General features: G+C 52.9%; 14 protein-coding genes. 7 read left to right on the forward strand and 7 right to left on the reverse strand.

Annotation, left to right across the window (positions count from 1 at the left end):
* Window positions 1-35: 35 nt before the first annotated feature.
* The gene (locus H8L32_RS01785) at window positions 36-536 is read left to right on the forward strand and encodes a DUF4124 domain-containing protein (RefSeq protein ID WP_186945440.1); all 501 of its coding nucleotides are present in this window, start codon (window positions 36-38) and stop codon (window positions 534-536) included.
* 50 nt (window positions 537-586) lie between these two features.
* Here H8L32_RS01785 and H8L32_RS01790 read toward each other — a convergent pair whose 3' ends face one another.
* Both H8L32_RS01790 and H8L32_RS01795 read right to left on the reverse strand, forming a co-directional pair.
* Window positions 587-883: an RnfH family protein gene (locus tag H8L32_RS01790; protein WP_186945441.1), complete on the reverse strand. Its 297-nt coding sequence runs from the start codon at window positions 881-883 to the stop codon at window positions 587-589.
* Complete coding sequence (locus tag H8L32_RS01795; protein ID WP_186945730.1) at window positions 876-1,307, reverse strand: type II toxin-antitoxin system RatA family toxin; 432 nt, start codon at window positions 1,305-1,307, stop codon at window positions 876-878. The genes H8L32_RS01790 and H8L32_RS01795 overlap by 8 nt, the downstream gene beginning before the upstream one ends.
* A 111-nt stretch (window positions 1,308-1,418) precedes the next feature.
* Here H8L32_RS01795 and smpB point away from each other — a divergent pair, with 111 nt between their 5' ends.
* Window positions 1,419-1,868, forward strand: coding sequence for an SsrA-binding protein SmpB (smpB, locus tag H8L32_RS01800; protein ID WP_186945442.1), 450 nt, complete (start codon window positions 1,419-1,421; stop codon window positions 1,866-1,868).
* A gap of 72 nt (window positions 1,869-1,940) precedes the next feature.
* Here the strand turns inward: smpB and H8L32_RS01805 are convergent, their stop codons facing one another.
* Entirely contained in the window at window positions 1,941-2,315 is a 375-nt protein-coding gene (locus tag H8L32_RS01805; RefSeq protein ID WP_186945443.1) for a hypothetical protein, read from the reverse strand.
* Window positions 2,316-2,572: 257 nt separating this feature from the next.
* Here H8L32_RS01805 and ompR point away from each other — a divergent pair, with 257 nt between their 5' ends.
* Together ompR and H8L32_RS01815 are read left to right on the forward strand one after the other, a co-directional pair.
* Window positions 2,573-3,340 (forward strand): osmolarity response regulator transcription factor OmpR, encoded by a 768-nt coding sequence (gene ompR / locus H8L32_RS01810; protein WP_186945444.1) that lies wholly within the window; start codon window positions 2,573-2,575, stop codon window positions 3,338-3,340.
* Between the two features lie 55 nt (window positions 3,341-3,395).
* A complete protein-coding gene (locus H8L32_RS01815) occupies window positions 3,396-4,757 on the forward strand; it encodes an ATP-binding protein (RefSeq protein WP_186945445.1) in 1,362 nt (453 codons plus the stop codon).
* 74 nt (window positions 4,758-4,831) lie between these two features.
* On the opposite strand, the gene H8L32_RS01820 is transcribed toward H8L32_RS01815, so the two are convergent.
* Together H8L32_RS01820 and H8L32_RS01825 are read right to left on the reverse strand one after the other, a co-directional pair.
* A complete protein-coding gene (locus H8L32_RS01820; protein ID WP_186945446.1) occupies window positions 4,832-6,175 on the reverse strand; it encodes a cation:dicarboxylate symporter family transporter in 1,344 nt (447 codons plus the stop codon).
* 19 nt (window positions 6,176-6,194) lie between these two features.
* A complete protein-coding gene (locus H8L32_RS01825; protein ID WP_186945447.1) occupies window positions 6,195-7,571 on the reverse strand; it encodes a class-II fumarase/aspartase family protein in 1,377 nt (458 codons plus the stop codon).
* A 135-nt stretch (window positions 7,572-7,706) separates the two neighbouring features.
* On the opposite strand from H8L32_RS01825, the gene H8L32_RS01830 reads away from it, so the two are divergent.
* Window positions 7,707-8,444 carry a GntR family transcriptional regulator gene (locus H8L32_RS01830; protein ID WP_186945448.1) on the forward strand — a complete coding sequence of 246 codons (738 nt, stop codon included), beginning with the start codon at window positions 7,707-7,709 and terminating at the stop codon, window positions 8,442-8,444.
* Between the two features lie 123 nt (window positions 8,445-8,567).
* Here H8L32_RS01830 and H8L32_RS01835 read toward each other — a convergent pair whose 3' ends face one another.
* The gene (locus H8L32_RS01835; protein ID WP_186945449.1) at window positions 8,568-14,177 is read right to left on the reverse strand and encodes a hypothetical protein; all 5,610 of its coding nucleotides are present in this window, start codon (window positions 14,175-14,177) and stop codon (window positions 8,568-8,570) included.
* A gap of 203 nt (window positions 14,178-14,380) precedes the next feature.
* Here H8L32_RS01835 and upp point away from each other — a divergent pair, with 203 nt between their 5' ends.
* Together upp and H8L32_RS01845 are read left to right on the forward strand one after the other, a co-directional pair.
* Complete coding sequence (gene upp, locus H8L32_RS01840; RefSeq protein ID WP_186945450.1) at window positions 14,381-15,013, forward strand: uracil phosphoribosyltransferase; 633 nt, start codon at window positions 14,381-14,383, stop codon at window positions 15,011-15,013.
* Between the two features lie 32 nt (window positions 15,014-15,045).
* Window positions 15,046-16,212, forward strand: coding sequence for a pyridoxal phosphate-dependent aminotransferase (locus tag H8L32_RS01845; RefSeq protein WP_186945451.1), 1,167 nt, complete (start codon window positions 15,046-15,048; stop codon window positions 16,210-16,212).
* Between the two features lie 237 nt (window positions 16,213-16,449).
* Here H8L32_RS01845 and H8L32_RS01850 read toward each other — a convergent pair whose 3' ends face one another.
* On the reverse strand, window positions 16,450-17,940 hold the full coding sequence (locus tag H8L32_RS01850; RefSeq protein ID WP_186945452.1) for a DUF3999 family protein: 1,491 nt from the start codon (window positions 17,938-17,940) through the stop codon (window positions 16,450-16,452).
* Between the last annotated feature and the right edge of the window lie 5 nt (window positions 17,941-17,945).

The following is a 17,945-nucleotide window of genomic DNA, read 5'->3' on the forward strand; positions in this document are numbered from 1 at the left end:
TCTTGAATAATCAAGTGTTTTTAAGAAAGCTGCTTATGTCAATTTCACGCATTGCCCTGCCCCTCGTTCTCGCTCTTGCCTGCGCCGCCGCTCATGCTCAATACGTGTGGCTGGACGAAAAAGGCAACAAACAATTCTCGGATAAACCACCTCCGATTTCAGTGCCAAAGAATAAAATCATCAAAGCACCGAATATGAGCGGCAAGCCAGCACCAACTGCCGATGCAGCGCCTGCGTCTGCTGCCGCGGATGATGCAAGCAAGCTGACAAAGCCGGTGACTACCGCCAGCAAGAATGAAGATTACAACAAGCGCAAAGCCGAACAGGCAGAAAAAGATAAAAAAGCCGAAGATGAAAAGCAGTCTGCTGCTGCCAAGGCCAAAAACTGTGAACGTGCACGTACTTATCAGCAAAACCTGGAATCTGGCGTCCGTGTTGCCAATGTAGACAAGAATGGCGAACGCAATTTTATGGATGACGCCCAGCGCAATCAGGAATTGGCTGACGTCAAGAAAACTTTGGCAGATTGCAAATAAGCCATTAATACGCTGCCAACCGGCTAAATATCAGACTATCAGACGCGGGCTTAAGCCTTCGTCTGTTTTTTCGCCCGGCGACGGCGTGCTTCCATGGGGTCGGCAACCAGAGGGCGGTAAATTTCTACCCTGTCACCTGGATGCAAATGCGCATCCAGGGTCTTTAGTTTGCCAAAAACGCCGACTTTAAAGATGTTGACATCAATTTCAGGATGCAGCTGCATGATGCCGCTTTGCTGTATGACCTGTATCAGGGTAGCCTGGGGATCCACCAGAACATCCAGCAGACTGATTGTGGATGTGCTGGCATAACAGACCTGCACCGCCATACTGGCCTGGTCAGCCATACAAAGCCTCGGCACGGGTGCAGAAAGAATCGACAAAGCTGTTGGCGATCTTGGAAAATACAGGGCCAATCAGGTGTTCCAGCAATTTGCTGGAAAACTCATAATTGAGATCAAATTCGATTTTGCAAGCATCTGCTCTCAGTTCCGTGAACTTCCAGCAACCAGATAATTGCCTGAAAGGCCCTTCGACCAAGTTCATTTGCATCAGATGGGGACGCTGGTTATTGTTTTTCGTTGTAAACTGCTGCTTAATACCATGATAATTAATGGCAAGGGTGGCAACCAGTTCCTGTCCGGTGCGCTCTACGACACGCACCTCACCACACCAGGGCAGGAATTGCGGATATTTTTCGACATCGTCGACCAGGGCAAACATTTGCTCCGCACTGTAAGCCACAAAAACTGTTTTATGCACGACTGCCATCAAGAAGAACCATTTGGTAGAATCACAGGTTCGCATTTTAACCGAGTCATTGCAGGGATCGAAACGCATTCCACTGTTTCTTTGCCCTGAGATCACCTATTTTCATCCTACATGAGCATTGCTGATAATAAAAAAGCATTCCACGATTATTTTATCGAGGAACAATTCGAAGCCGGTGTCGTCCTGCAAGGCTGGGAAGTCAAGGCCATACGCGCAGGCCGTGCGCAGCTGAAAGAAGCGTACGTCATCGTCAAGAATGGCGAAATTTTTCTTTTCGGCGCCCATATTGGCGCCCTGCCGACGGCATCCACCCACATACATCCCGATTCTGTCCGGACACGTAAATTATTGTTAAATGCGGCAGAAATTAACAAGCTGATAGGCAAAGTGGAGCGTTCTGGCTACACCATGGTGCCGCTCAACCTGCATTACAGCAAAGGCTACATCAAATGTCAGATCGGCCTGGCCAAAGGTAAAAAGCAGCACGACAAGCGCGATACCGAGAAAGAAAAAGACTGGCAGCGTGAGCAACAAAAAATCATGAAGCAGAACCGTCGCTAAAATTATTTAGCTGATTTAGATGATTTGGCTGGTTTGATTGAACGGCTGCTGCGGCCGGATTACCTGGCTTGATTAGCGAACGGGGGCATACAGTTCATGCCCTGCGTCCTGTATCTGGCGACGCAAGGCGCGTCGTTCATCGGGGGTCAGGCGATTACCCTTTTGTGCACTGTCGGCGCGGCCACAGGCATGCTCGCCATCACGCTGCGCGTCACTGCAGCTATCGAGTAAACGATTCTGGTTAAGCTGCTTGCTCAACTGGCGTTCACGCTGTTTGTTGAGTAGCTCTTCCTTGCGGGCAAGCTCATCTTTACGCTGCGCATCACCGCCATTAAACCGGTTCCAGAATCCACCGCCATTGTTGGCCCGACCATTGTCCGCCATTGCTCCCGCCGTCAATGACAGCGACAACAGTAAGACAGAAATTTTCAAGTACGGTATATTCATTGCCTAGTTTGCTTACCAAAAGCGATTGCCTAATAATTGAACGACTAAAGAGACAGAAAATTGATACGTAACAGCGACCAGAGAAAAGGTTGGTAATTTTATTCCCAAACTTGCATCTGATGCTAGTCAATTTGTCTGAATTCAGTTTACGATAGCTGCAAGAATTCCGCTGTGGTATTCCGTAAAGTATGTAACAGTTTGTAATCCAGACAAGTATCTGTGTTTGCAAGCCTACTCGATGACAGTACTATATTCACATGAACAATACGACACCCACACCAGACTCCGCAAACACCAACTCCAGTAGCCCAAAAGCAAAAATCCTGGTCGTTGACGACGATCTTCGCTTGCGTGATTTATTGCGCCGCTACCTGACCGAACAAGGCTTCCAGGTTGTCAGCGCAGAGAACGCCCAGGCCATGAATAAACTGTGGATACGTGAGCGTTACGACATGCTGGTGCTAGACCTGATGTTGCCCGGTGAAGATGGTCTGGCCATATGCCGCCGTCTGCGCGGCGCAGGCGACAAGACACCCATCATCATGCTCACCGCCAAGGGCGAGGAAGTGGACCGCATCATCGGCCTGGAGATGGGCGCAGATGATTACCTGCCCAAGCCTTTCAGCCCGCGTGAACTGGTCGCCCGCATCAATGCCGTGCTGCGCCGCAAAACGCCGGATGAACTGCCAGGCGCGCCATCTGAAGGTCCGCAAAGTTTCGCCTTTGGTGATTTTGTGCTGGACCTGGGAACGCGCACCCTGAAAAAACAAAATGAAAACATCGCCCTCACCACTGGTGAGTTTTCGGTATTGAAAGTATTCGCACGCCATGCACGCCAGCCACTGTCACGCGAAAAGCTGATGGAACTGGCCAGGGGACGCGAATATGAAGTCTTTGATCGCAGCCTGGATGTACAGATTTCGCGCCTGCGCAAATTGATAGAACCTGACCCGGGCAATCCCCTCTACATACAGACTGTATGGGGACTGGGCTATGTATTCATACCGGATGGTCAGTCACATTAAGCTACAAATCTCTTTCTCATTTGCCTCTTTACTGTTGTTTTTAAGCCAAAACTGAATGCACTCTTATTTGAACAGCCTGGAGTGGCTTAAGAGCGGATTGTTTTGGCGCACCTTCTTCATGCTGGCGCTGCTTGTCACCGCCAGCATGACGGCGTGGATGACCAATTTTCGCATACTGGAAACCACGCCCAGGGCGCAGCAGATGGCCGCGCAGATTGTTTCCATCGTTACCATTACCCGGGCAGCGCTGACCCACTCTGCACCAGAGAAGCGGCACCAGTTGCTGTCCGACCTGGCCAACAAGGAAGGCGTGCAAATTTATCTGCTGGAAGACAATGACCGCATCGAAGAACCGGATGCCACCAACTTCTTCCTCGAATCCAAGGCCATCATGCTCAGGGGCCTGGGGCCAGACACGCGCTTTGCCAGCAAGCTAAACGGCGTCAGTGGCTTCTGGATCAGCTTTGATATCGATGACGACCATTACTGGTTGCGCCTGGAACAAGAACGGCTGGACCCGCCTATCGGCCTGCAACTGTTCAGTTGGGCGATGGCAACCCTGTTCCTGACGCTGCTGGGTGCGGCTGTCATTTCCAAGCTGATCAATGACCCGCTGTCGCGCCTTAGCAATGCGGCACGCGCCATTGCCAAAGGTAAGCAACCGCCACCCTTGCCACAAAAAGGCCCGAAAGAAATACGCGAAACCAATCAGAGTTTCAACACCATGGTGGAAGATCTGGCCAGGATAGAAGCCGACCGCACCATCATTCTGGCAGGCATTTCGCATGACTTGCGCACGCCGCTGGCACGCATGCAACTGGAAGTTGAAATGGCCAACCTGAGCGCAGAATCCAGACACGGCATGCAATCTGACCTGCAACAAATGGATGCCATCATTGGTCAGTTTCTTGATTATGCCAAACCGCTGGACAAAGTCGAACTGGAAACCATCAATCTAAGCGAGGTCTTGCAGCAGATCATTGATGAAGCCTCGCGCTTTCAATACCTGCGCCTGCGCACCGCCATCACGCCTGATCTGTTCATCAGTGGCAACATGATAGAAGTCCGGCGGCTATTCAATAACCTGATAGAAAACGCCTGCCGCTATGGCAAAACTGCAGGCGCACCGATCACGACACTGGACATCCAGTGCTCACGCAAAAGTAAAGACCGCAAGCACGGTATCCTGATCAGTTTTCGTGACCACGGTGCCGGTGTCGCCGAACAGGATCTGGCACGCCTGCTCAAGCCTTTTACCCGTGGTGATGCTTCACGCAGCCAGGCCAATGGCTCTGGCCTGGGCCTGGCGATTGTTGACCGCATCATCAAACGCCACAGTGGCAAGTTACGCATCTACAACCATCAGGAAGGTGGTTTTGTCATCGTGATTGCCTTACAGGAAGCCAAAGACACCTGAGATATACCCAACATGCAGGCAAGCACATAAGCAGCAAACTGGCTATGTGCCTGACGATGTACTTCTGTTGAAAATCAGTGCGAGGCGGTATTGCGCACATCCTCCGCCAGCAAGGGCCCGTCATTGGCAGCCTCATCTGCCAGCGCGACCAGAGGATGTCGCTCCGGATACAGGTGTTTTTCTGCTGTTGCGGCATCAAAAGTCCCGGACCATTTTGCAACGACAACAGTCGCCACGCTATTGCCTATCGTATTGCAGGTCGCAATCGCCATCGACATGAATCGATATACGCCGAAGATGACTGCCAGCCCCTCTACCGGCAAAATTCCAGTCGATGTCACGGTCGCAGCAAACACCACGAAAGAACCACCGGATACCGTTGCTGCACCCTTGGATGTCAGCAACATCAGCAACAGAATACCGATTTGCTGGTCCAGCGTGATAGGAACACCATATGCATGAGCAATGAACATCACGCCCATGGACATGAAAATGGATGTGCCATCAAGATTGAAGGCATAGCCCGTAGGCAATACCAGGCCAACCGTTTGCTTGGCACAGCCAAGACGTTCAAGCTTGATCAGCAGACGAGGCAAGGCACTTTCTGACGAAGCCGTACCCAGCACAATGAATATCTCGTCCTTGATATAGCGCAGAAAACGCCACAGGCTGAATCCTGCCAGCCTGGCAATGGATCCCAGCACGATCACCAGGAAAAGAATCACGACACCATAAAAACCCAGCACCAACTGCGCCAGCGCAACCAGAACTGCCGTGCCATTGCTGCCGACCGAATAGGCCACAGCGCCGAATGTTCCTATCGGTGCCAGTTTCATTACCAGGTTGATGAAGGAAAACAGCACTTCCGAGATGTAGCCAAGACCTGTATTTACCGCTTCCCGGCGTGTTTCAGGAATCGAAAGTATTCCTATACCGACCAACACGGCCAATACCACCACTTGCAGCAGTTCTCCCTTGGCGAAGGCACCAATAAAATTGTCTGGCACGATATGCATCATGAATGCCAGAAAACTCTGGGGTTCAGCCTTTGCCACTGCTGGCGGCACAGCACCCGAAGCAACCGGGCTCATATGACTGCCCAGCTCCAACAGATTTCCAGCCAACAGCCCTACCATCAGTGCAATGGTCGATACGACTTCGAAATACACAATAGCGCGCCAGCCAACGCGACCAGCACTTTTAATATCACCAGCCGAGGCTATCCCATGGACGATGGTCAGAAAAACCAGTGGTGCAACGCCAGCCTTGATCAGCGACAAAAACATGTCGCCCAGCAGTTTCAATTGCGCGGCAAATTTGGGGAACAGAAAGCCAACCGCAATGCCCAGCACCAGCGACAGCAAGACTTGCATGCCCAGTTTGTGATACCACGGTGTTTTTTTAGAAATAGATGTCATTATGTCTCCTCCTTATTGATCAGGCTTTGATTTCGCCAGATAACCGGATTGCCTGGTCGACCATTTGTGGTGCCAGTCCCAGATAGTTTTCCGGATCGGTCAGGCGGTCTATCGTTGCGCGATCAAAGTGTGCCGTGACTTCTGGCATGGCTGCCAGCGCTTCGGCCAGTGAACCGCCTTTTTCATTTACGGTGCGACAGGCGTCGTAGACGATGTCGTGTGCCTGTTGCCGGCCAATCAAAGGCGCCATCCCCATCATGACCGCTTCCGCCACGATGAGCCCTTTGCTGATACCCAGGTTCAGCTTCATGCGTTCGGTATCGACAATCAGGCCACCAAGGGCAAACTTGGCCTGGTGCAAGGCCCCTGCCGTCAGGATGAAGCTCTCTGGAATCGCTATCCATTCTGCATGCCACGGACCTGTCGCCCGTTCAAAATCCTGCACCATGGCGTCCACCATCAACCCCGCATGTTGACGCACTGCCTTGGAAGCCGCCAACATCAGTTCGCTGGAAATAGGATTGCGCTTTTGTGGCATCGTGCTGCTGGCACCACGTCCTTTGACGAAAGGCTCATACACCTCACCGAATTCTGTCGATGCCATGATCATGATGTCGAGCGCAATCTTGCCCAGTGAGCCAGTAATCAGTGCCAACAGATTGATAGCTTCTGCAAAGCCGTCACGGGCGACATGCCAGGTGGTTGCCGGCACACCGAGCCTGAGTTCTTCTGCCAGAGCACGCTGCACTTCAAACCCCTTGTCGCCCAGCGAAGCCAGTGTTCCGGCAGCCCCGGCAAATTCGACCAGGGCAACCCGTGGACGCAATTCATTCAGCCTTTGCTGATGACGATCGAACATGGCCAGCCAGATCGCTACCTTATAGCCAAATGTGACTGGCAATGCTTGCTGGAGATGCGTGCGTCCGGCCATCGCCGTATCGCGGTGTTTAAGGGCAAGGTCAGCCAGTATCTTGCGCAGCTCGCTGATATCGCCAGCCACCACATCCAGCGCGTCGCGTACTTGCAGAGCCACTGCGGTGTCCATGATGTCTTGCGTGGTTGCCCCCCAATGCACATAGCGCCCGGCATCGCCACACATGGCCACCAGTTGATGCACCAGGGGCAGAATGGGATAGCCGACGATATCGGTCTCATGACGCATGTGTTCAAAGTCGATGCGATCAATGCTTGATTCCCTGGCAATGACAAGCGCTGCGTCCGCCGGGATCACGCCGACACGGGCTTCCGCCTTTGCCAGCGCGACCTCTACGTCGATATAGCGTTGAATCAAGGCGTGGTCAGAAAACAGGGCGCGCATCGTCGCTGTACCGAAGGCGTCGCGAAACAGAATGGAGTCGACAACCGTACTGGCTGCCGGGATAGATGAAATCGACATGGAAAGGCCTCTGATTGAGTTGCAGTATAGAAATGGTCTCGTCCGTGATTTTTATTATGTCCGGACATATTTAATATAATATGTACGGACATATAGTGCAACACGTATTTGCACTTCCACGTCATAATTAGCACCATGAACTCTTTACCTACAAAAACCAATTTCGTTAATATTGCGCAACATCTGACAGAAGGCATTGCCTCTGGACGCTTTCCCGTCGGCACTCTATTGCCTACAGAGATGGAGCTTTGCAACCACTACACCACCAGCCGGCATACCGTACGGGCGGCATTGCATGAATTACAGCAACTGGGACTGGTTTCGCGGAAAAAGAATGTGGGGACACGTGTGGAATCGACACGACCAACCAATGATTTCAGGCCTTCACTGGCGTCGGTTGATGATCTGGTTCAGTTTGGCAGCACTCACGTCCGCAAGCTGCAAGAGATCGTGAGCGAGAAGATGGAAGACGACCTGGCGACAGACCTGCGCTGCAAGGCAGGCAGCACCTGGCTGCGTATTTCCAGCCTGCGCATGGATGGTGCCAACGACCGGCTACCGGTCGGCTGGACAGATGTCTATATTGAACCTGCGTATGCAGAGATAGGTGAAATTGTGCGCCATTCGCCAGGTGTCCTGATCAGCACATTGATAGAAACACGCTATGGACGACGCATAGAACAGATACAACAAGAAATTCGCGCTGTAACCATCAGCGAACCCATTGCGCAGTCTTTGCAGGTAGATGCAGGCTCAACCGCCCTGAAAATTATCCGCTGGTACTATGACGCTGCAGGCGACTTGTTTGAAGTATCGGTATCCATACATCCGGCAGAACGTTTTTCGGTGTCCATGCTACTGAAACGATCATGATCTTTGAAGAGGGAAATCTACCCGGCCACGTCATGGATGCTGACGCACTGGTGCCTTGAATGTGAAAAATCCCGGTCACCCGGGATCTTTTCACTAGTACTCTATCAATTAACGATCTCTGCTTTACATGCGACCAGTCACCATAGCCAATTGGGTAGCCGGCTTGCTTTTTTCTTCAGCCTGCGCCGGTGTTTCGGTTTGTGGTGCACTCAGTTCATAACTCATGTGCATGCCTGGTTCCAGTTTTTGACTTGCTGCCGGAGCGGCTTGTTCAAGGGCAGCAGTCTTTTGCGTCATCGCTTGTGTTACCGCTTTGGCAGCAGTACCAGCGACACCGATATTGCTGAAACCGGCAAACCCGGCAATTCCGACAATTCCGGCACACAGTATCAGGCCAGCGATTACTGATGGACGCAGGCGGAAGCGTTTTTGCACTTCTTCCTGCTGCTGTGCCTGTGCATCATATGCCACGTCAATTGGTGCAGTCGCCAGAATTTGCTCGACTTGCTGACGCCATTCTTCTGACTGGTGTCTATTGTTGAGCAGTTTGCTGATCAATGCCTGTGCCAGTTGTTCTGCCTCTTGATGTTCCGCTTCCAGAGTCTGTTTGGCCAATTCTGCTTCTGCCTGCAATTCATCCTGATGTTGCTGGATCTGCAAAGCATTTTGTTCTTGCCATGCTTTGGCAGATGCCAGTGCCTGGGCGATCAATGCCTGTGCCTGTGCTTCTTCCTGACCACGGGCTTGCAACATGGCTTGCAGCTCATGTTCTGCTGCAACTTGCTGATCCAGTTGTGCCTGCAAGGCTTGCTCTTCTTCCAGGCGTTTTGCCATCGCTATTGCCAGCGCCTGCTCTTTTGCCCGGGTTTGTGCCTGTGCTGTTTCTACCTGACGTTGCAGTTCTGCCTGCAATGTCAGTTGCAATTCAGCTTCCGCTGCCAGTTGTTGTTCCAATTGCGCTTGCAAGGCTTGTTCTTGCTCCAGGCGTGTGGTTTTGGCGGCGGCTAATTCCTGTTCTTTTGCCTGGGTTTGTGCCTGTGCAGCTTCTACCTGACGCTGGAACTCTTCCTGCAATGCTGCTTCGGTGGCCAGTTGTTGTTCCAGTTGTACCTGCAAGGCCTGTTCTTGAGCTACGCGTTCAGCGATGGCCGCTACCAATGCCTGCTCTTGCGCCAGTCTTTGGGCTTCCAGCGATTCAATCTGGCTTTCTTCCAGTAATTTTTCACGCAATGCGGGCAAAATTTCTTCGTCTGTGGCGATTTGTAATGCGGTGGCGGCAGCCAACTCACGTTCCAGCGTCAGTTTTTCTTGTTCGATAGCGTTGGCGATGATCAGTTGCTCAACCCTTTGCGCACTTTGCGCTGCCAGTTCGGCCTCCAGTTGTACACGCTCTTCCGACGCCATCATGATCAGGCGTTCGGCTTCCATTTTGTCTTCGATCAGGCGCAGGGCTTCCTGCTTCAGTTGCAGGCTATCCATTTCCACCTGTTTCTGTTGCTGGATAGCGATAATTTCGCGCTGTTCCAGTGTGGCACGTTGCTGCTCTGCCTGCTGCAATTCAAACAATTCGATGGCACGGGCCTGTGCCAGTTCAGTTGCCTGTTGTTCAGATACGGCCAGTGCATTGGCCAGTTCTGCTGCTTCTTTTTCACTTTGCAATCTGGCCTGAATGGCGACATTCGCATCTTGTTCAGCATTGGCGCGGATTTCGCACAGGCTCAGATATTCCTGTTCCGCCAGTTTGCGTTGTTCAGCTTCTTGCGCTGCTTTTTGTTCTGTTGCCAGTTTTTGCTGAACCAGGCTCAGGGCTTCGAGCTCGCAGGCAGCGCGGTGGTTTTCAGTAACAGTCAGTGCTTCTGCTTCGCGCAATCTGGTTTCTGTTGCTTCTGCGGCCATGCGCTGGGCTTCGGCGTGCTCTACAGAACGGGACAGCAAAACTTGCTCGGCATTGGCAATCCGCAAAGCAGCTTCAAGTGCCTGCTGCTCCTTGGTGGCGCGCGCGGCGGCGGCTTCTGCCAGTTGACGCTCTGTATCGAGCTTGGCTTGCAGGGCAACTTCTGCGATTTCTTCCTGTTCCAGTTTGGCTTGCAATTCGGCGCTGATTTTTTGTTCAGTCGCGATTTTTTCTTGACCGGCGCGGCTCAATTCGAGCAACAGGGCAGATTTTTCTTCCAGTGCAGCGGCAGCCTGACGTTTGATCAGCGCTTCTTCAGCCGATTGTGCCAACCATTGTTTTTCTGTTTCATTGAATTTCTCTGCCAGTTGGCGGGCTTGCGCTTCCGCTACTTTACGTGCTTCTATCAGTTTGCATTGTTCCTGTTCGGCTGCCAGGCGGGCTTGTGCTTCAGTAGCTGCGGCCAGTTCTGCCTGTTGTTTGGCTGTCAGGCTGGCAAGTACGGCTTGCTCGGCATCTGCGCGCAATTGCTGGGTAGCCAGCAGTTCCTGCTCTTGTTGCAGACGTTGCGCCAGTAATTCTGCCACCAGTTTTTGGGCATCTGCATGGGCAGCCAGTTCATGGAACAGGGCTTTTTCTGATGCCAGTGTCGCTTCAGTTGCAACACGGATGATCTGTTCTGCACGGGCACGGGCTTCGGCAAACTGGCGTGCTTCGGTTTCGCTGGCCAGACGGCTTTGCACTTGCTGATGTGCGTCCTGCTCAGCCAGCAGTTTTGCTTCCGTGTTTTCCAGCAAAGACTGATCATCTGCCAGGCGTTGTTGCAATACCTGATCCAGTTCCGCGAGCTTGCGGTTCTTTTCTATCACCAGTTCATGCGCACGGTGCTGGCTGGCGGCATAGGCTTGCGCCTGCACTTGCAATGCCTGTTCAGCCTGCAGTTTGGCATCTGCCACTTCTTTGGCTTCTTGCTCGGCCCTGGCACGAACGCTTGCAGCCTGGGCATGCTGTTGTTCTGCAGTTGCCCTGGCAGTAGCAGCGGCAGTGGTAATTTTTTCCGCTTCCAGCTTTTCTGTGGCAGCCTGTGCTTCTGCCAGTGCAGCTTCTGCCTTTTGTTTTTCCAGCCTGGCTTGCTCTTCCAGTGCCTGCGCCGCCTGTTGCTGGGACTTGGCTTTTTCCTGTTCCAGTTTCGCCAGTTGCGTCGCTGCCTTTACGCGGGCACCGGCTGCGGTGGCAGCCTGTTGCTCTGCCCTCGCCTGTTCATTATTCTGTTCCAGCAGTTTTTTCTCTTCTGCGACCTTGGCTTCCATGGCGGTGCGCAAAGCTTGTTCGGATTGCAGTCTGGCCAGGTGCTGGTCACGCTGTTCTTGTTCTACGACTGCCTTGGCTTGCCACTCTGCTGTCAGGCGTTTTTCTGCTTCCAGTTTTTCCTGTACCAGGGTCAGGGCTTTTTGTTCTGATTCGGCACGCAGCTTCAGTGTCTTGCCCAATTCTTCTGCTTCAACTGCCTTGCTTTGCGCCAGCACAGCTGACTGCTTTTGCAGCTCTGCATGTTCCTGCATCTTTTGCAAACGAATTTGCTCTGCAGCAATCATGGTTTGACGTGCTGCGCGTGCTTCGGCTTCTTGCTGCTGACGGGCATTCAGGACGTTGACGTGTTCACGGTCTGCATGGGCACGGGCAATGACATGTTCTGCTGCCGATTTTTCTGCTTCCAGTTTTTCCTGTGCGGCCCTTGCCGCCTGTTTTTCAGCTTCCAGATGCATTTGCTCGGCACGCGCCATTTCTGTAGCCTGATGGCTTTTCAGCAAAGCAACCTTTGCTGCCTTGCATTGCATTTCTTTTTGCAATTCGGTTTGTTCCAGCTCAGACTTCTCTGCTTCCAGCGTTGCTTCCAGCGCCAGTCTTTCTTCGCGCTCTGCCTGCTCTTTAGCGATGGCGATCGCCATGGCTTCTTCTTCGGTGCGCAGCCTTGCTTCCGCCTCTTGTTCTGCGGCCTGTTCCAGCAGCAGTTTTTCCTGGGTCGCTTTCAGCACTTGCTGCACTGCCTGGGCACGGCGGCGTTCTGCCTGTAATTTTTCTTCCTGAAGTTCCATCGCTTTCACCTCATCATTAGTGCGTTGCTGTTGGACGCGCAGAAACTCGGTCGCATCGTGATTTTTCCTGGCAGCTGCTGCTGCCATTTTTTGCTGCAATTCCACCTGCTCCATGGTTTTTTCCAGGTTCAGTTTTTCTGCAACACATTCTGATTCCTGGGCTACACGACGGGCATGTTCTGCCTGCTCTTGCAGGCGCAGCAGTTCGGCATGTGATTGGTCTGCTCTTGCCAATGCTTCTGTCTCTTCTGTCTTTTTACGCTCAGCATCGAGTTTTTCCTGCAAGGCGGCAGTGGCTTTTTGCTCTGCTTCTACCCGCATTTTTTCAGCCAACATCAATTCTTTGGCTTTTTTGGCTTTTTCTGCCGATGCCAGATTGGCTCTTTTCAAGAGTTCTGCCTGGAAGGCACTGGCGCTCAGGGCTTGTTGCTCAGAGTCTGCCTGTTCACGCGCTTCCTGCACGGCAGCACGTTCTATTTCCACACGTTCTTGTGCCATTTTGGCAGCACGCTGTTCTTCTGCTGCGCGCTGGCGGGCGATTTCTGTCGCTTCTTTTTCTGCCAGACGGCGTTGACGGGCTTCTTCGGACAAGACGGATTCGGCTTCCTGACGGGCACGGGCTTGCAAATCGGCCTGTTGCTCGTTTTCTATACGGCTCATGGCAGTCGATTGCAGATCACGCTCGGCACGAATGCGGGATTCGGTCACCATGCGGATTCTGTCTTCGGCATCGCGTCTCGCTTGCGCGGTGGTTGCGGCGATCATTTCAGCCTGTTCACGACGGGCCGCAGCGATACGCAACTCTTCTTCCGATTGCATGCGCAGTTGTATCGCTTCAGCCGCTCTTTTTTCAGATTCCAGACGGGCATGGGCGATGGCTTCTTGCTCTTGCTCCAATGCAACACGAGTCAGGGCATCTTCGCGGGCACGCACTTCGACCGGAGCGCGATTGATGGCATATTCCAGCGCCATGGCTTCTGCCTGATCACGTTCCTTGCTGACTTGCAGGGATTCGCTACGTACCTTGGCCAGCATTTCTGAGGTTTCGCGGGCTTCTCTTTCCTGTTTTTCACGTTCACGGGCCAGTTCAGTAATGCGTGCATCGGCACGGGCGCGTTCTTCTGCCTGCTGGCGGGCAGACTGGGATGCAGCAAAACGCTCGGCTGCCCAGTTCCTGGCATTCGTGGTTTGTGTTGCCAGTTTTTGTGCTTCGGCATGGGCCTGCGAAGCCAGTTCGGATTCTGCCTTGTATTGTTTCTCGGCCTTTTCCATGGCCTGCTGTTCCATTTTTGTGCGCAGTTCGGACTGTTCACGGGCACGGGATTCCATCTGCGCCCTTTCCTGCAAGTTCCTGGTTTCTTCTGCGGTGGCGGCAATACGTGCCTGACTGGCCGCATTCGATTGGCGCTCTGCCATCAGTTTTGCCTGGGTACCGACAGCGGCTTCCTGCTCCAGTGCGAGTTTGCGCTGCGCAAGTTCGGCGGCTTCGGCTTCGGCCTGTGCCCTGGTTTCTGCCAGTGCCCGGGCCTGGGTTTCTGCTTTCAGTCTGGTTTCGGCTGCAACAGTGGCACGTGCCTCCGCTTCTACCCGCGCAATGGCTTCACGAATACCTTTCACGTCAATGCGGACATTGGACTCGATGGCCTCTTCCGGTGGCAAATAATCGTCTTTACGGTCGCCATGGCGATCGAGGGAGTAGTCTCCCAAAGATAATTTATTTAACAAGGCTTGATTGCTGTCCATTCTGCACTCCTGATTTGATAGTCGTTCGCCGTCATCGCGGGCCCTGCCATGCCGGAACTTCTTATCCTGAATTATCAATGAAGAAAAAACTGACGATGGCCGGAGCAGAAGTAGAAAAACGCCTCAATTCTTGTTTTATCCGTTTCCCTTAAGGCTGGAGGGACGTAAAATAGCGGGTAACCTAACATTGCCGGAGAATTATCTTGAACGAAAACGTTACCGAAATCAGACACCCGCTGGTGCAACACAAATTGTCACTGATGCGCAGCAAAGACACGCCGACAGATAACTTCCGACGCCTGTTGCGTGAAATCAGCCAGATGCTGGCCTATGAGGTAACACGCGACCTGCCTATCGAACTGGTCAAGATAGAAACACCTATCACTACCATTGATGCCCCTACCATCAGCGGCAAGAAGCTGTGCGTGATTTCGGTACTGCGTGCCGGCAACGGTATCCTGGATGGCATGCTGGATTTGCTGCCAAATGCGCGCGTTGGCCATATCGGCCTGTACCGTGACCCGGAAACCCTGGAACCGGTCGAGTATTACTTTAAAGTACCGGAAGACATCGCAGAACGCCTGGTCATCGTGGTTGACCCCATGCTGGCGACCGGCAATTCTGCCGCTGCTGCCATTGCACGCCTGAAGCTGCGTGGTGCGACCAGCATCAAATTCGTCTGTCTGCTGGCCGCCCCCGAAGGCATCAAGGTGATGCAGGCCGCCCATCCGGATGTCGCGATTGTCACTGCATCGATAGATGACTGCCTGAATGAACATGGCTATATCGTTCCTGGCCTGGGTGACGCAGGTGATCGCCTGTTTGGTACCAAGTAACTGACTCTTTCTGTTTTTGACTGTTTTCACTGATGACGACTATTGCCCGCTTCGTTCCCAAATCCAAACTGCCCGAAGTGGGCACCACCATCTTCACCGTGATGTCTGCACTGGCGGCTGAAAAAAAGGCAGTCAATCTGGGCCAGGGCTTTCCTGACTTTGCCTGCGACCCGGCATTGCCGGCAACAGTAGCCGCCGCCATGGCAGCAGACTTTAATCAATACCCGCCAATGACGGGTATGCCGCAGTTGCGCGAACAGATTGCCCGCAAGATTCTGGATGTATACGGGCACGACTATGATGCAAACAGCGAAATCACTGTCACAGCCGGTGCCACCCAGGGTATTTTGACGATATTGCTGGCCAGCGTACATGCCGGTGACGAAGTCATTGTCATCGAACCGGCCTACGACAGCTATGTGCCCTCGATCAGGCTGGCTGGCGGCATTCCGGTTTTTGTCAGCATGGAACTGGATGAAAATGGTTACAGCATCCCCTGGGACAAGGTAAAGGCGGCGATCAGCAGTAAAACCCGCCTCATCATGCTGAATTCACCGCACAACCCGACCGGCAGCGTGCTCAATGCGGACGATATCGCCGCACTGACAGACATCGTGCGCGATACCAATGTTTTGATTGCTTCAGATGAAGTGTATGAACACATGGTATATGACGGGCAGCGTCATGAATCCCTGTCACGCTACCCTGAACTGGCTGCCCGCAGCTATATCATTTCCAGTTTTGGTAAAACTTATCATGTCACGGGCTGGAAGATAGGCTATGTCGCCGCCCCGGCTGCGCTGATGGCAGAATTTCGCAAGGTGCATCAGTACAATGTATTCAGTGTGAATACGCCGATGCAGGTAGGCCTAGCGCAGTACATGGGCAACCCTGCACCCTATCTGGAATTATCGGCGTTCTACCAGAAAAAACGCGACCTGTTTCGTGCCGGCCTGGCAAACAGCAGCTTGCGCCTGCTGCCTTGTGCGGGCACTTATTTCCAAAGCGTCGATTATTCGGCTGTATCGGACATGCCGGAACTGGATTTTGCCCGCTGGCTGACTACCGAAATCGGCGTAGCTGCCATCCCGGTCTCAGCGTTTTATCAGCAGAGCAAGGAATCCGGCATCGTGCGCTTTTGCTTCGCCAAGCAAGACGCCACACTGCAAAATGCCCTGCAACGCTTGCAAAAGCTCTAAAACCTGCTCACGATCATACTGCGCGGGCGCAATCAGAGACCACGCGGGGCTCATGCGCTGCTCAAAATGCTCATGTACTAGTGTACATTCCGCTTTTTGCGCTGCGCTTAGTTACCCTTACCCAGCTGATCCCGTTGACGCGGGCTCGCTACAGACCGTGAACAGGTTCTAAATCAATGCAGAGAAATGGAAACCGGACAAGACAGCTCCATTGTGATCAGGGGCTACGCACTTGTTTTACTTGTCTTGTTGCTTATCATCTGTCATTTCGTCCTTCTTGACAGACATGCTTTTTAGCAGGGACCAGACCATCGCTCCCAAAATCGCAAGGCCAGCAGCCAGTGCTGCCCATAGCCAGGGTTTGTGCTCTTTGGCGGGCGCTGTGGCTACTGTCGGTGCAGATTTTTCAGTTTCAACAAGGATGGGTGGGCTGGCGATTTCTACGCTGGCGTCGTCTGCCTTGATCAATTCAGCTGCTTTCAGGTTTGGCATCAGGGTATGCAAGGGCAAGGCTGCGCCGTCTTTTGCTTCCACACCCCATTCAAGTATGTACGGGCCCTTGCCCCGTGCCAAAAATACCAGGCTGCGCGGCAGACTGGCGATCTGTATTCCAGGTGGTGGCTTACCCAAAGAACTGACCGGGCCTGTAGTCTGCAGTCGCAAGCCTTTATAACTTGCACCATCCAGCAGCAGGTCTGGCGATTTAGCCTCTCCATTTGGCAGACTCAGGCGGTACGCCAGGGTTTCGTTGAGCCAGACCTCACGATCCGTCTGCTGCGCTGTCACCTGTTTATGATGCCGCAATACATGCAAGGGATAGAGTGGATTATGGTGGTGTCGATATGAAACCGTGTTCTGGGCTGGCGGTAGCTGCCCCAGTACGCTCACCGTTGCCAGGGTATTCGGCTCACTCAATTGCAAACGCAAACTATCTATGGGTGTTTTTTCCGGCAGCGGATAATCACAATAGGTATTGCTGCAGGCTTTGGGCTGTATCAGTACACTCCATTGCAAAGGCGGCGGTGTATAGCTTTGCTGCTGGCTATCCACAGTCACACCAAGCAATTCTGGCGCTTGTTCCGCATCACGCCAGCGCAGGCGCAAATAACGTGCAGTTGCATGGTGCAGGCTGATTTCCAGTTTCTGCACCGAGGCATTTTGGTGCTGTAACTGTATGACCTGTTCATCGGCACTGATCAAACGCCAGTTCTTCAAATCATCACTGGCTTCCAGGCTGAAGCCAAACAGGCCATTAACTTGCGCAGCCAGTTCCAGTCTGGTTTGCAGCAATTGCCCCTTGCTTTGGCTGACATCAAGAATCCAGGCGGGGACCGTTTTTTTCCTGTCCGTCTTCCACTCAGACAATTGAGTGAGCGAACCATCCGGATTTTGCCGGAAGCTGCCAGCAGTGTTGACAGTAAGACTTTGTTCGGCCGGCAGCGGAAACAGTGCCACCTTGGTACTACGCAATTCTGCAGTTTCGGTTTCGGTATCGACCCAGGCAAAAGACAGTAAATCCCCTGCCGCATTTCGTACCCGCACATCATGTAAATCTGGGTGCACGCTACCGGGGTAAATACCCACAGGCAAATTCAAGCGATAGTAAGGGCCATTACCCTGAGTAGTAATGACCGTTTGCTGCACACCAACCGTCGCGGCAAAACCTGGCGACATGGGCAACACGGTTAGCAACAGACAACTTGCAAGCAGCACCGCTCTAATCTTCATTGTGC

The organism is Undibacterium hunanense, assembly GCF_014284335.1.
Classification (GTDB): domain Bacteria; phylum Pseudomonadota; class Gammaproteobacteria; order Burkholderiales; family Burkholderiaceae_D; genus Undibacterium; species Undibacterium hunanense.